Raw genomic sequence first — 11,772 nt, 5'->3', positions numbered from 1 at the left:
TCACGCTCCTTGCTTCACCGACAGGCCCACCCGCTGCACGCCCGCGCGCTGCAGGGTGTCCATCACCTTGACCACGCTCTCGTACTTGACCTGGCGATCGGCCGAGATCACCACCGGCACGTCGGCCTGGCCGCGTTGCGCTTCGCGCACGCGAGCCACCAGCTGCGGCAGCGCGATGGCCGCCGCATCGCCCTTGTCGACCTTGAGCTTCAACTTGTCGTCCAGCCCGACGACGATCTCGATCACGCTCTGCGGGCGCTGCTTGGCGCGGCCCACCGTGGGCAGGTCCACCACTCCGGTGGTGATCAGGGGCGACGTGACCATGAAGATGATCAGCAGCACCAGCATCACGTCGATGAACGGGACCATGTTGATCTCGTTCATGGTGCGGCGTCCTCGTGAGGACCCGCCGCGGGCGATCACTCCTGGCATCGGTCCGTCTCCTTCGGGTCAGCGCGTCGAGGGCGCGGCGGCTGGCGTCCCGACGTTGCGCTGCAGGATGTTCGAGAACTCTTCGGTGAAGCTCTCGAGCTGGATCGCGATGCGGTCGATGTCGCGCGCGAAGCGGTTGTAGCCGATCACCGCAGGGATGGCGGCGAACAGGCCGATGGCCGTGGCCACCAGGGATTCGGCAATGCCCGGTGCCACAGTCGCGAGCGTCACCTGCTGCAGGTTCGACAGGCCGACGAAGGCATGCATGATCCCCCACACGGTGCCGAACAGGCCGACGTAAGGGCTGACCGAGCCGACGGTGCCGAGAAATCCGAGGTTGCCCTCGATCGCATCGAGCTCGCGCTGCAGGCTGGCGCGCATTGCGCGGCGGGCGCCGTCGAGCTGCGCACCCGTATCCAGGCGGCGCTCACGCAACTTGAGGAACTCGCGCATCCCGCTGGCGAACAGGCGCTCCATCGGCGAGCTGTCGAGCTTGGTGCCGGCGCTCTGGTACAGGTCGTTCAGGTTCTTGCCTGACCAGAACTCCTGCTCGAACTGGTCGTTGCGGCCGCGCACGCGGGCCAGCCCGGCGAGCTTGGCGAAGATGACCGACCAGCTGGCCAGCGACACCAGCAGCAGCCCGGCCACCACCAGTTGGACCACCCAGCTGGCGCCCATGATGAGGGAGATGATGGACAGGTCCTGGTTCATTCGGTGATGCTTTCGAGGATGTCGTTCGGAATGCGACAGGGGCGGAAGGTTCCACGGTCCACGCAGGCGATGGCGATCTCGCCTTCGCACAGCAGCGAGTCGCCGCACCATGCCTGCTGCTTCACGCGGATGCGGGCGCGGCCGATCTCGACCGGCTCGACGGTGACCTGCAGCTGGTCGTCCAGCCGGGCGGGCTTCAGGTAGCGCAGGCGGCTGTCGGTGACGACGAACATGGTCCCGGTCCTGTCGACCATGGCCTGTTGCCCATGGCCGGCGTGCCGCAGCCATTCGGTGCGGGCACGTTCGAAGAACTTCAGGTAGTTCGCGTAGAAGACGATGCCGCCGGCATCCGTGTCTTCCCAGTAGACGCGCAGCAGATGGGTGAAGCGCGCAGTGCGGGGCAGGCTCATGGCGAGCCGCCGATGATACGCGACGGTTCGCAAGCCTCGGCCGCTGGTGGCGCCCCTGGGCAACTGATCCCCTCGGGGGACCGACGCCGCAGGCGGCGTAGGGGCTCTCAGTCGCCGACGGGCCGCCCCTAGGCGACTGATCCCCTCGGGGGACCGACGCCGCACGCGGCGGCGTAGGGGCCTATTCAGTCGCCGACGGGCCGCCCCCTAGGCGACTGATCCCCTCGGGGGACCGACGCCGCACGCGGCGGCGTAGGGGCCTAATTCAATGCCTGGAGGCCTCGTACACCGGGCCCCAGACCGGGTGGCCGGCTTCGGCCTTGTTCAGGGCAAAGGCGGGGTCCGCCGTGCGGGCCGCGCGGAAGGCGGCTTCGCACTCGGCCTTGCGGCCGCTGGTGCAGTAGATGAAGGCGAGGGTCTTGTGCGCGGTGGCACGGTCGCGGGCGGTGGTGAGCTGCAGGCGCAGGGCTTCACCGAGGGCGCGCTCGGCTTCGGGGTACTGGGCCTCGTCGTAGGCGCGCAGGCCCAGCAGCAGGTTGCGCTCGGCCGGGCGGTCGAAAGCGTCGCTCACGCTGCCGGGCGCCTTGGGCGTCATGCAACCGGTGAGCAGGGCCAGCCAGGTGACGGCGGCCGCGTGGGCCCATCGGGCGTTGATCGTCATTGTTCGAACCGGTGCTTGATGGTGACGGGGTGATCGGCAGAGACCTCGACCACCCTCACCAGAGGAGGTAACTCGCCGTTGCGAATCGTGATGGTGTGTGAGCCTGCTGGCAGGCTGAGCCGGTTCAAGGGCGGTGCGATGCCGACCACGGCGCCGTCGACCTCGACTTGTCCCCAGGGGCTGACAGCCAATTGCACCAGGCCCGGCGGCAGGCTGGGCGCGTGCTCGGCCGCGAACGTCGGGGCGACGTTCGGCGTGCTGGCGCGGGGCTTGCGCTCCTTCGGGGGGGCGGCTGGCCGGGGGGGCGGTGCAGCGGCGGCGACAGCCACCTCCTGGCTCGCGGGGGTCTCCGGCGTCATGGCCACCTCGACCGGAGGGGTTGGCTCGGGGATGACCACCGGAGCCGATGCCACCGGCGCAGCTTCCACAGTGGCCACCTGGGCAGGCGCTGCAGTGGCGGCCGCCTCACGATCGGCCCAGGGCTGCCAGGCCATCTGCACCAGCGCCGCCAGTGCCGCTGCGCCGGCCCCGATGGCCACCAGCGTGAGCCTGCGGCGCCGGACCTTGGCGGGGCTTTCGGCCAGCGCGCGGGCCTCCGGATGCTCCAGCCACTGCCGCAACTCCACCGACAGATGGCGCGCCGACGGGTAGCGGTCCGACGGTTCGCGCGACATGGCGCGAGCGACGATGGCGGCCAGGGCGGCCGGCACTTTCGGGTTGGCCTGGCGTGCCAGTGGCGTGGGCGCGTTCAGCACCGCGTCGTGGATCTGCTCCAGCGTCTGCCCGGTGAAAGGGCGCTGGCCGGTCAGCAGCTCGTACAGGACCACGCCGAGGGAGTAGACGTCGCATCGGCGGTCGATAGCCTCGCCGCGCAGCTGCTCCGGCGCCAGGTAGTACGGTGAACCCGCCACCGGCCCCTCGACCGAGGGTGCCTCGCGGTGGGCGATCCTCGCGATGCCGAAGTCCAGCACCTTGGGGCTGCGCTTGCCCACCATGAAGATGTTGGCCGGCTTGATGTCGCAGTGCACCACGCCCTTGCCGTGCGCGTAGGCCAGCGCGTCGGCGACGCGACGCACGATCTGCGCGGCTTCTATCGGCGACGGCCTCCAGCCTTCATGCAGCATGTGACGCAGGTCACGCCCGCGCAGTGGCTCCATCGCGATGTAGATGCCCTGGTCCGACGGACCGGCATCGAACACCGTCACGATGTGGGGGTGCGACAGGCGTGCGGCCGCGCGCGCCTCGTTCAGGATCAGGTCGTCCAGCGTCCCGAGCGCCTGGGTGTCGGCATGCAGGCGCAGCGTCTTGACCGCCACCGCCCGCGACAGCAGGGGATCCCAGGCGGCGTAGACGGTGCCAAGCCCGCCTTCGCCGAGCACCGCCTTCAAGGCATAGCGGCCCACATGGCCGATGACGGGACGCTTCACCGGCAAGGTGGTGGCGCCGACTTCCGTCCCCGCAGATCCGTTCGCCGGAGACTCGGGCACGACCGACACGGCCACGAGATCCTCGGCCACCGTGGCTTCGAAGGCGGAGCTGGTCGCGTCCTCGACCGGATCTCGCCGGAACGGGTTCCAACGCATGGGCGCAAGCATAGCCAAGCCGCTCGGCGGCCGATCGCGGAAAAAGTCGGGTCCAAGCGCAGTGGTTAACGGCTTCTCACCCATTGAGCGCGGCGCCGAGGCGTCCGACCGCCTCGCGCAGCAGGGGCAAGCTGGTGGCGAACGACAGCCGCAGGTAGCGCTCGGCCGCCGCCGGCCCGAAGTCGCGACCCGGCGTGAGCGCGACATGGGCCTGGCGCATGAGGCGCTCGCACAAGGCCCAACTGCTGTTGTCGAACGCACTGCAGTCGGCCCAGGCGTAGAAGGCGCCGTCGGGCACCACGGGAACCTTCAGCCCGAGCCGGGTCAGCTCCGGCACGATGAAATCCCGCCGTTCGCGGAAGGCAGCACGCCTGCGCTCGTACTCGGCAAGCGACTCCGGCTCGAAGCACGCCAGCGCGGCGTGTTGCGCGATCGTCGAGGCGCAGATGTACAGGTTCTGTGCCAGCTTCTCGATGGGGGCGACCAGGGCCGGGGGCACCACCAGCCAGCCGAGCCGCCAGCCGGTCATCGAGAAGTACTTGGAAAAGCTGTTGACCGAGATCACGTCGTCGCCCAGGCGCAGCGCGCTATGGCCGAAGCGATCGTCATAACTGAGGCCGAGATAGATTTCGTCGACGATGGTGGTGCCGCCGCGCGCTCTAACCGCGGCGACGATGCGCGCCAGTTCCTCCGGTTCGATGGAGGTGCCTGTCGGGTTGGAGGGCGATGCCAGCAGGACGGCGCGCGCGGCGGCTGACCAGTGCGCGGCCACCTTGTCGGCACTGAGCTGGAAGCGTGACTCGGGGCCTTCGGAAATCAGCCGCGCGGTGGCTCCGGTGGCGGCGACGAAATGCCGGTTGCACGGATAGCAGGGATCCGGCATGAGCACCTCGTCGCCCGGCTCGAAGAGCGCGAGGCAGGCCAGTTGCAGTGCGGCCGACGCGCCGGCGGTGACGATGATGCGGGCCGGATCGATGGCCAGGCCCTGCGTGTCGGCGTACCAGCGGGCGATGCGCTCGCGCAAGGCAGGCAGGCCGGTGGCATCGGTGTACTGGCTGCGACCGGCGGCGATGGCAGCATCCGCAGCGGCCTGCACCGCCGGCGGCGCGGTGAAATCCGGCTCGCCGATGTTGAGGAAGATCATCGGCCGCCCGCCTCGAGACGGGTCGCAGGCCGGCGAGCGGGCGAGTTCGACCGCCGCCTTGGCGAACTCCATCACGTAGAACGGCTCGATGTGGTCGAGCCGCGAGGCCAGCTTCATGGAGCCCCTCGTCCATCGGGTACGCCGGACGATTCGCCGACGGGATGGTGGGCCGGCCCGGGAGCGGCCCTTCGCTCGGCCCGCCGCCTCATCGCGAGCGCCGCGCCGCGTTGACCTCGGCCGGACGCAACTCGGCCGCGGCCTTGTCCAGCACGCCATTGACGTACTTGTGGCCATCCGTGCCGCCATAACTCTTGGCCAGCTCGACCGCCTCGTTGATGGCCACCTTGTACGGCACGTCCACGCAGTTGCTCAGCTCGTAGGCGCCGACCAGCAGGATGGCATGTTCGATGGGTGAAAGCTCGGTCGTCGGGCGGTCGACATGCCTGGCCAGCACCGCATCCAATGGCGCCGCATCCCGGATGCAACCATGCAGCAGGGCATCGAAATGGACGGTGTCGCACTTGTCGAAGCCCTGCTGCTCGCGCATGTGGGCATCGACCACGCCGGCCTCGCTGCCGGCGATGAGCCATTCGTACAGGCCCTGCAGGGCGAACTCGCGCGAGCGGCGGCGGCCCGATTTGGGGACGACGCGCTTCTTGGGAGCGCTGGTGGGGGAATCAGGGGTCACAACAGGTCGTCCAGCAAATTGGCCATCTCGACGGCGACGCGGGCGGCGTCGCGCCCCTTGTCGGCCGCACGAGCCCAGGCCTGGTCTTCGTTCTCTACGGTCAGGATGGCGTTGGCCACCGGGATCTGGTGGTCCAGCGAGACCCGGCTGACGCCGGCGCCGCTTTCGTTGGCCACCAGTTCGAAGTGGTAGGTCTCGCCGCGGATGATGCAACCCAGCGCGATGAGGGCGTCGAAATCCTCGCTGTCGGCCATGGCCTTGAGCGCCACGGGGATCTCCAGCGCACCGGGCACGGTGACCTGGGTGATGTGCTTGTCGGGCACGCCCAGCGCGGCCAGTTCGGCCAGGCAGGCCTCGGCCAGCGCCCGGGTGACGGCATCGTTGAAGCGGGCTCGCACGATGCCGATCGACAGGCCGTCGCCATCGAGCGACGCGCCCTGGCCCTGGTCAGCTCCTTGCATCGGGGTCTCCCTCGGACATGGTGTGGATGGTGATGATGTTCATTCGGCGGCCTGGAATCCGGTGACCTCGAGGCCGTAGCCGGTCATGCTGGGCATGCGGCGCGGACTGCCGAGCAGGCGCATGCGGGTGACGCCCAGTTCGCGCAGGATCTGCGCGCCGACGCCGTAGGTGCGCAGGTCCATGGCAGAGGCGGCGGGCACGACGTTGTCGCCGTCGGGCAGCAGGCCGGCGAGCAGGCGGTCGCTCTCTGCGCCGCCGCAGTTCAACAGCACGGCCAGGCCGCGGTCGCTCGCCTTCAGGGCGGCCAGGGCCTTGGGCAGCGGCCAGGAATGCTGGCAATCACCGGCGTCGAGCAGGTCCAGCACCGAGAGGGGCTCGTGCACGCGCACCAGCACTTCCTCGCTGTCCGACCATTCGCCGTGGGCCAGCGCCAGGTGGACGCCGCCCGAGCGGTCGCGGAACACATGGGCCTCGAAGCGGCCCTGTGCCGTCTGCAGGGAACGCGTGCCGAGCCGGGTGACGAGCGACTCGTTGCGGCTGCGGTAGTGGATCAGGTCGGCGATGGTGCCGATCTTCAGGCCGTGCTCGCGAGCGAAGACCTCCAGATCGGGTAGCCGGGCCATCGTGCCGTCGTCGTTCATGATTTCGCAGATCACCGACGCGGGCGTCAGGCCCGCCATGGCCGCCATGTCGCAGCCGGCCTCGGTGTGACCGGCGCGCATGAGGACGCCGCCATCCTGCGCCTGCAGCGGGAAGACGTGGCCGGGCTGGACAAGGTCGGATGCCTTCGCGTCACGCGCGACCGCGGCCTGCACGGTGCGGGCGCGGTCGGCGGCGGAGATGCCGGTGGTCACGCCCGTCGCCGCCTCGATGGAGACGGTGAAGGCCGTGCGGTGCACGGTGCCGTTGCGCGAGGCCATCGGCGGCAGGTGCAGTCGCTCGCAGCGTTCTCGCGTGAGGGTGAGGCAGATCAGCCCGCGGCCGTGCTTGGCCATGAAGTTGATCGCTTCGGGGCTGACGTGGTCCGCGGCCAGCACGAGGTCGCCTTCGTTTTCTCGGTCTTCCTCGTCGACGAGGATGACCATGCGGCCGGCCGCCAGCTCGGCGACCAGCTCGGGAATCGGGGAAATGGGCATCCCGCGATTGTAGGCGGCAGGGTATGCACGGCCCCGTGCCAGGGGGCTCAGCGACGCAGGAGCAGCCGCAGGTCTTCACCCACCCGATCGACGCGGTGGAAACGGAAGCGCTGCGCGCCTTCCAGGGTCTCGAGCGCCGGCAGCGCGGCCATGCCCCGGCCCGGGCCGACCAGCATGGGCGCCTGGTAGACCAGCAGCTCGTCGACCCAGCCGGCCGAAAGCAGGGCAGCGTTCAGCCGGGCGCCGGCCTCTACGTGCAACTCGTTGATGTCGCGGCGTGCCAGTTCGCTCAGTAGCGCATCGAGATCGACATGGCCGTCGGCGCCGGGAAGGAAGACGATCTCGGCCCCTTGCACACGCAGCGGCACCGCGCGGGCCTCGTCCGGCTTGGCAGCGACGAACAGAAGCGGCGCGGCCGCCTCGAACAGCCGCGCGTCCGGCGGCGTGGCGAGCTGCGAGTCGACGACGATCCGCAGAGGCTGCATCTGGATCGGATGGCCGCGCACGTCCAGGCGAGGATCGTCGGACAGCACGGTGCCGGAGCCGGTCAGCAGCGCAGCCGCCCGGCGCCGCCACGCGTGGCCGTCGTGGCGGGCGGCCTCGCCGGTGATCCATTGGCTGGCACCGTTGTCGAGTGCCGTGCGGCCGTCCAGCGACGCGGCGATCTTCATGCGAACCCAGGGCCGCCCGCGCTGCATGCGCGAGAAAAAGCCCATGTTGAGTTCGCGCGACGCTTCGGCGGCCGCATCGCCGGCCCAGTCCACCGTGATGCCGGCTGCACGCAGCCGCTCCACCCCTTGGCCGTTGACCGCGGGGTTCGGATCGCCTGCAGCGACGACCACGCGTGCCACGCTGGCCGCGACGAGTGCATCGCAGCACGGTGGCGTGCGGCCGTGGTGTGAGCAGGGCTCCAGGGTGACGTAGGCGGTGGCGCCGTGGGTGTCGTGGCCTCGCGCGGCGGCATCGCGCAGCGCCATGACCTCGGCATGGGCTGAGCCGGCGGCCTGCGTGTGTCCTTCGCCGATCCATCGCCCGTCAGCCGCCACCAGGACACAACCCACGCGCGGGTTGGGCTCGGTCACGCCGATGGCGCATTCAGCGAGCGCCAGCGCGTGCTGCATCGGATCGCTGGAGTGGGGTGGTGGCTGGGTCATGGGCGGAGAAAGTGTACGGGCCGGGAGCGTTCTAAGCAGTCACCCGGTCCCTCCAAAGGGGGGAGGCGGCGATGCCTTCCCACGCCAACAATTCACGCCCAGAAGTACCGAGGCAGTGGTGCCGAGTCGCCCGACCGGATCGCATGCCAACAACAAATGAGGCTGCCCCGAAGCTCCGTGAGGAGTGGGCAGCAGGCGAGGAGAAACCTGATGCTTTCGAAGCTGCCGGGGCGCCGCTCGCGCTGCCGTGGGCGCCAGCTTGGCGTGACCTTGGTCGAATCCTTGATGGCCCTGGGCATTGCCGGCGTGTTGAGCACCCTGGCCGTACCGAGTCTGACCGGCTGGCGGGCCCAGGCCGCGGTGCAATCGCAGGTCCAGAGCTTCAATTCGGTCTTGCGCCGGGCGCGCTCGGAAGCCATCACGCGCGGAGACCTGGTGACGGTGTGCGCGCTGGACGCCGATTCCCTTGGTGCCGAGAGGCCCTCGTGTGCCGGGTCCGGCCAGGTCTGGAGCGCAGGCTGGCTCATGTTCGTCGACCGGGGCGAGCGAGGCGATGTCGACGAGGACGACCAGATTCTGTTCATCGAAGCCTCGGCCGAAGGCGTGGGCCCCATGGTCGGCACGCAGCGCTATGTCACCTACCGGTGGAGCGGTGAGCTCCTCGGCATCGCGGCCCATTTCCGCTTCCTTCCACCCGGCGACCCTGCCGTCGACGCGCCCACGGAGGGCTCGGCGTTGATCTGCGTCAACAAGCCGGGCAAGCCGAGGGTGGCCAGGCAGGCGCAGTGCAGCTGAGACCGCCGCTTGTCGGCAAACGCGCGCCGTTCATCCCGCAGCGATCGTCGATCGGCGCGGGCCGAACGAAGATAGCCCCATGGGTAATTTGCCGGCACACCCCCTGGACCCGATCCCCACCGGTGCAAGAGACGGCGGCTTCACACTCGTCGAGCTGCTCGTGACCATGGCGATCGCGGGCATTCTCCTGGCCATCGGCGTGCCGTCGCTGCAGAGCTTTCTCGCCGATCAGGCGGCGGGCGCGAGCGCCGACGAGCTCGCCGAAGGCATCAGGCTGGCCCGGACCGAGGCCACCAAGCGCGGGATCCCCGTCACCATCTGCGCCAGCCAGAACACCTCCAGCGCGACCCCAACTTGTTCGCAGGTGGGAGACGACGGATGGCTGACCGGCTGGATCATCCAGGACTCCGCCGGCAACCTGATCAGGGTGCAGAACCCGATGCGCAGCATCGCCACCGTCGTCTCCGGCAGCCAGCCCCAGATCGAGTTCAAGGCCAACGGCATGACGCCCACGGGGGCCGTGACCTTCGTGCTCACGCCTGTGGGCGACTCGAACTCGCAGCGCGTGCGCAATGTCGCTGTCAGCGCGCAAGGTCGCGTCAAGATCACCAAGGGGAGCGTCTGATGGGGCCGAGGCGTGCAAGCTGCGGACGAGTGAGTCGTTTCTCGCGGGGCCGCAGTGCTGGGGTATCTCTGATCGAGGTACTCGTGGCGATGCTGGTCGTGTCGTTCGGCGTGCTTGCGATGAGCGGGCTGTTGACCAATTCGACCCGCTACGGCAAGACCACCGAATTCAGGGCGATTGCCACCTTGCTGGCCAACGACATCGCCGACCGGATGCGGGCCAACCCGTTGGGCGTGACCGGTGGCAGTTACGCTCTGACCGACGAGTACGCCCGCCTCACCGACCCGCCGGACGGCAACGCCAATTGCACGCAGGCAGCGCCATGTACCGGGGACAACGGCGCCGGCATGGCGGCCAGGGACCTGGCCGACTGGAGACGCGCGCTGTACTTCGGATTGCCCGGCGGTGCCGGCTATGTCAGCCCCAGTGCGGACGGGACGGCCGCCGACATCTGGGTCGGGTGGACGGATCCTCAAGCCGTGGAAGAGACCCAGGCCGGCGACAGCGTCCGAAAGGAATGCCCGGACGTCTTTGCCGGCAATGTCAGCCCGCGTCCGCGCTGTGCCTATTTCAGGGTGGGACTGTGATGATGAGGCGGCAAGCGATGGCGTCGAGATCCCGCGCTCTCCGTGAGAGAGGCTTCTCGCTGATCGAGTTGATGATCTCCTTGGTCATCGGAATGGTGGTGGTGGGGGCGGTGTTCGCGGCTTACCTCGGGATGGGGACCGGCAGTCGCACGGCCCGCGCGATGTCGCAGATGACCGAGGACGTCAGCCTCGCCATGAACATCCTGCGCTCGCACATCGCGACGGCGGGCTACAGCATTCCCACCGGGGTTCAGAACGGGCAGTTCATCAAGAACTACATGGGCCCGGCGATCAGGGGATGCCAATCCGACTTCACCGACACCAGCGTGGCGATCGATGCGCTGACCTGCCTGGGCACTGGCGAGGATTCGATCGCGGTGATCTATGAAGCCGATCAGCACAATTCAGTCCAGTCGAACGCCAACCTGCCGCTGGACTGTCTGGGCAACGAGGTCCCGCTCGACGGCGGCTTCCGCCTGTCCTACAGCCGGTTCTTCGTCAGCGGCGGCCAACTCTTCTGCCGCGGGCCGGGCAGCAACGTGGCCGCGGCGCTGGTCGACAACATCGTCGACATGAAGATCTGGTATGGCGTGGCCGCCAACGGCATCAACAACCAGGCCGCCTACTACACGCGTGTCGGCAACCCTCCCGTGATGAACCAGCCCGAGTTCGACCGAGTGGTGTCAGCCCGCGTGTGCCTGGTGGTGGCGAGCGAGAACGAAATCCTGGACAACGTGAGCAACTACGTCGATTGCGAAGGCAATTCGCAGACGCCGGCGGACAGGAAGCTGTACCGGGCGTTCACGTCGACGATCGTGCTGCAGAACCGGCTGGGGATCCTGTGATGTCGAACCGTCTTCGGAAACAGATTGGCGCGGGCCGCGAAAAAGGCGTTGCCCTCATCGTGGCCCTGGTGGTCCTGGTCATCATCGGGCTGACGTCGGCGGCCGTGATGCGCGGTGCCTTGAATTCGGACCTGGTGGCCAACAACACCCGGGTGCAGGCGCTGGCGAGCCAGGCGGCGCAAGTCGCGCTGTCCTATTGCGAGCAGCAGTACAGGCTGTCGCCGACTCCCCCCATCATCGTCCTGGACGATCCTGGAGCCGGAGTGGACCTGGCCTGGCTGACCTTCGCCAACTGGTCCAACGTCAACATGAGGAACGAGGTGCCGGTGGACTACATGCAGTCCGCCCTGAGCACCTTCGTTCCGTCCACCTTGCCTCAGTGCATGGTCCAACGTTCGACCACTGGCGGACCCACCAACGCACCCATCGTCGTGATCACGGCGCGCGGCTTCAGCCCTGACTACGCCGAGGTCGGCGGCGTCACGACGGCCGGCTCGGTCGTGTGGCTGCAATACATCCTGGCCGTCTGACGGCAGACC

General features: G+C 68.8%; 15 protein-coding genes. 5 read left to right on the top strand and 10 right to left on the bottom strand.

The genetic code is table 11. The annotated features are described in order from the left end of the window. The 10 genes from ACS5PM_RS03675 to ribD all read right to left on the bottom strand — a co-directional run bounded on the left by ACS5PM_RS03675 (position 1) and on the right by ribD (position 8,381). Positions 1-432, bottom strand: a complete 432-nt coding sequence (locus ACS5PM_RS03675; RefSeq protein ID WP_439385518.1) for an ExbD/TolR family protein — start codon at positions 430-432, stop codon at positions 1-3. 18 nt (positions 433-450) lie between these two features. After that, positions 451-1,143, bottom strand: a complete 693-nt coding sequence (gene tolQ, locus ACS5PM_RS03670; RefSeq protein ID WP_439385516.1) for a protein TolQ — start codon at positions 1,141-1,143, stop codon at positions 451-453. Beyond that, positions 1,140-1,553 (bottom strand): tol-pal system-associated acyl-CoA thioesterase, encoded by a 414-nt coding sequence (gene ybgC / locus ACS5PM_RS03665; RefSeq protein WP_439385514.1) that lies wholly within the window; start codon positions 1,551-1,553, stop codon positions 1,140-1,142. Before ybgC ends, tolQ begins: the two co-directional genes overlap by 4 nt. Before the next feature lie 265 nt (positions 1,554-1,818). Next, a complete protein-coding gene (locus ACS5PM_RS03660; RefSeq protein WP_439385512.1) occupies positions 1,819-2,214 on the bottom strand; it encodes a TssQ family T6SS-associated lipoprotein in 396 nt (131 codons plus the stop codon). After that, a complete protein-coding gene (locus ACS5PM_RS03655) occupies positions 2,211-3,797 on the bottom strand; it encodes a serine/threonine-protein kinase (RefSeq protein WP_439385510.1) in 1,587 nt (528 codons plus the stop codon). Before ACS5PM_RS03655 ends, ACS5PM_RS03660 begins: the two co-directional genes overlap by 4 nt. A gap of 76 nt (positions 3,798-3,873) precedes the next feature. Beyond that, positions 3,874-5,058: a pyridoxal phosphate-dependent aminotransferase gene (locus ACS5PM_RS03650; protein ID WP_439385508.1), complete on the bottom strand. Its 1,185-nt coding sequence runs from the start codon at positions 5,056-5,058 to the stop codon at positions 3,874-3,876. A gap of 88 nt (positions 5,059-5,146) precedes the next feature. Then, positions 5,147-5,629 (bottom strand): transcription antitermination factor NusB, encoded by a 483-nt coding sequence (nusB, locus tag ACS5PM_RS03645; RefSeq protein ID WP_439385506.1) that lies wholly within the window; start codon positions 5,627-5,629, stop codon positions 5,147-5,149. Then, positions 5,626-6,090, bottom strand: coding sequence for a 6,7-dimethyl-8-ribityllumazine synthase (ribH, locus tag ACS5PM_RS03640; RefSeq protein ID WP_439385504.1), 465 nt, complete (start codon positions 6,088-6,090; stop codon positions 5,626-5,628). Before ribH ends, nusB begins: the two co-directional genes overlap by 4 nt. Positions 6,091-6,129: 39 nt before the next feature. Next, positions 6,130-7,227 (bottom strand): bifunctional 3,4-dihydroxy-2-butanone-4-phosphate synthase/GTP cyclohydrolase II, encoded by a 1,098-nt coding sequence (gene ribBA, locus ACS5PM_RS03635; protein ID WP_439385502.1) that lies wholly within the window; start codon positions 7,225-7,227, stop codon positions 6,130-6,132. Between the two features lie 47 nt (positions 7,228-7,274). Beyond that, entirely contained in the window at positions 7,275-8,381 is a 1,107-nt protein-coding gene (gene ribD / locus ACS5PM_RS03630; protein ID WP_439385500.1) for a bifunctional diaminohydroxyphosphoribosylaminopyrimidine deaminase/5-amino-6-(5-phosphoribosylamino)uracil reductase RibD, read from the bottom strand. Between the two features lie 210 nt (positions 8,382-8,591). On the opposite strand from ribD, the gene ACS5PM_RS03625 reads away from it, so the two are divergent. The 5 genes from ACS5PM_RS03625 (at position 8,592) to ACS5PM_RS03605 (ending at position 11,763) form a co-directional block, all read left to right on the top strand. Continuing rightward, positions 8,592-9,176 carry a GspH/FimT family pseudopilin gene (locus tag ACS5PM_RS03625; protein ID WP_439385498.1) on the top strand — a complete coding sequence of 195 codons (585 nt, stop codon included), beginning with the start codon at positions 8,592-8,594 and terminating at the stop codon, positions 9,174-9,176. Positions 9,177-9,255: 79 nt separating this feature from the next. Then, entirely contained in the window at positions 9,256-9,801 is a 546-nt protein-coding gene (locus tag ACS5PM_RS03620; RefSeq protein WP_439385496.1) for a GspH/FimT family pseudopilin, read from the top strand. Continuing rightward, on the top strand, positions 9,801-10,388 hold the full coding sequence (pilV, locus tag ACS5PM_RS03615; RefSeq protein ID WP_439385494.1) for a type IV pilus modification protein PilV: 588 nt from the start codon (positions 9,801-9,803) through the stop codon (positions 10,386-10,388). The genes ACS5PM_RS03620 and pilV overlap by 1 nt, the downstream gene beginning before the upstream one ends. Continuing rightward, positions 10,319-11,233: a PilW family protein gene (locus ACS5PM_RS03610; RefSeq protein WP_439385620.1), complete on the top strand. Its 915-nt coding sequence runs from the start codon at positions 10,319-10,321 to the stop codon at positions 11,231-11,233. The genes pilV and ACS5PM_RS03610 overlap by 70 nt, the downstream gene beginning before the upstream one ends. Further along, positions 11,233-11,763, top strand: a complete 531-nt coding sequence (locus tag ACS5PM_RS03605) for a pilus assembly PilX family protein (protein WP_439385492.1) — start codon at positions 11,233-11,235, stop codon at positions 11,761-11,763. Before ACS5PM_RS03610 ends, ACS5PM_RS03605 begins: the two co-directional genes overlap by 1 nt. Positions 11,764-11,772: the final 9 nt, after the last annotated feature.

Origin of the sequence: Ideonella flava, assembly GCF_051857595.1 — a bacterium.
Classification (GTDB): Bacteria; Pseudomonadota; Gammaproteobacteria; order Burkholderiales; family Burkholderiaceae_C; genus Ideonella.
This window is presented reverse-complemented; position numbering and strand designations above follow the sequence as displayed.

Excerpts from the sequence above, each read along its gene's own strand:
- ACS5PM_RS03650 (WP_439385508.1), bottom strand. The coding sequence starts at position 5,058 with ATGAAGCTGGCCTCGCGGCTCGACCACATCGAGCCGTTCTACGTGATG.
- ACS5PM_RS03660 (WP_439385512.1), bottom strand. The coding sequence starts at position 2,214 with ATGACGATCAACGCCCGATGGGCCCACGCGGCCGCCGTCACCTGGCTG.
- ACS5PM_RS03625 (WP_439385498.1), top strand. The coding sequence starts at position 8,592 with ATGCTTTCGAAGCTGCCGGGGCGCCGCTCGCGCTGCCGTGGGCGCCAG.
- ribBA (WP_439385502.1), bottom strand. The coding sequence starts at position 7,227 with ATGCCCATTTCCCCGATTCCCGAGCTGGTCGCCGAGCTGGCGGCCGGC.
- ACS5PM_RS03675 (WP_439385518.1), bottom strand. The coding sequence starts at position 432 with ATGCCAGGAGTGATCGCCCGCGGCGGGTCCTCACGAGGACGCCGCACC.
- ACS5PM_RS03620 (WP_439385496.1), top strand. The coding sequence starts at position 9,256 with ATGGGTAATTTGCCGGCACACCCCCTGGACCCGATCCCCACCGGTGCA.
- ribH (WP_439385504.1), bottom strand. The coding sequence starts at position 6,090 with ATGCAAGGAGCTGACCAGGGCCAGGGCGCGTCGCTCGATGGCGACGGC.
- ybgC (WP_439385514.1), bottom strand. The coding sequence starts at position 1,553 with ATGAGCCTGCCCCGCACTGCGCGCTTCACCCATCTGCTGCGCGTCTAC.
- ACS5PM_RS03610 (WP_439385620.1), top strand. The coding sequence starts at position 10,319 with ATGCCCGGACGTCTTTGCCGGCAATGTCAGCCCGCGTCCGCGCTGTGC.
- pilV (WP_439385494.1), top strand. The coding sequence starts at position 9,801 with ATGGGGCCGAGGCGTGCAAGCTGCGGACGAGTGAGTCGTTTCTCGCGG.
- ACS5PM_RS03655 (WP_439385510.1), bottom strand. The coding sequence starts at position 3,797 with ATGCGTTGGAACCCGTTCCGGCGAGATCCGGTCGAGGACGCGACCAGC.
- ribD (WP_439385500.1), bottom strand. The coding sequence starts at position 8,381 with ATGACCCAGCCACCACCCCACTCCAGCGATCCGATGCAGCACGCGCTG.
- tolQ (WP_439385516.1), bottom strand. The coding sequence starts at position 1,143 with ATGAACCAGGACCTGTCCATCATCTCCCTCATCATGGGCGCCAGCTGG.
- ACS5PM_RS03605 (WP_439385492.1), top strand. The coding sequence starts at position 11,233 with ATGTCGAACCGTCTTCGGAAACAGATTGGCGCGGGCCGCGAAAAAGGC.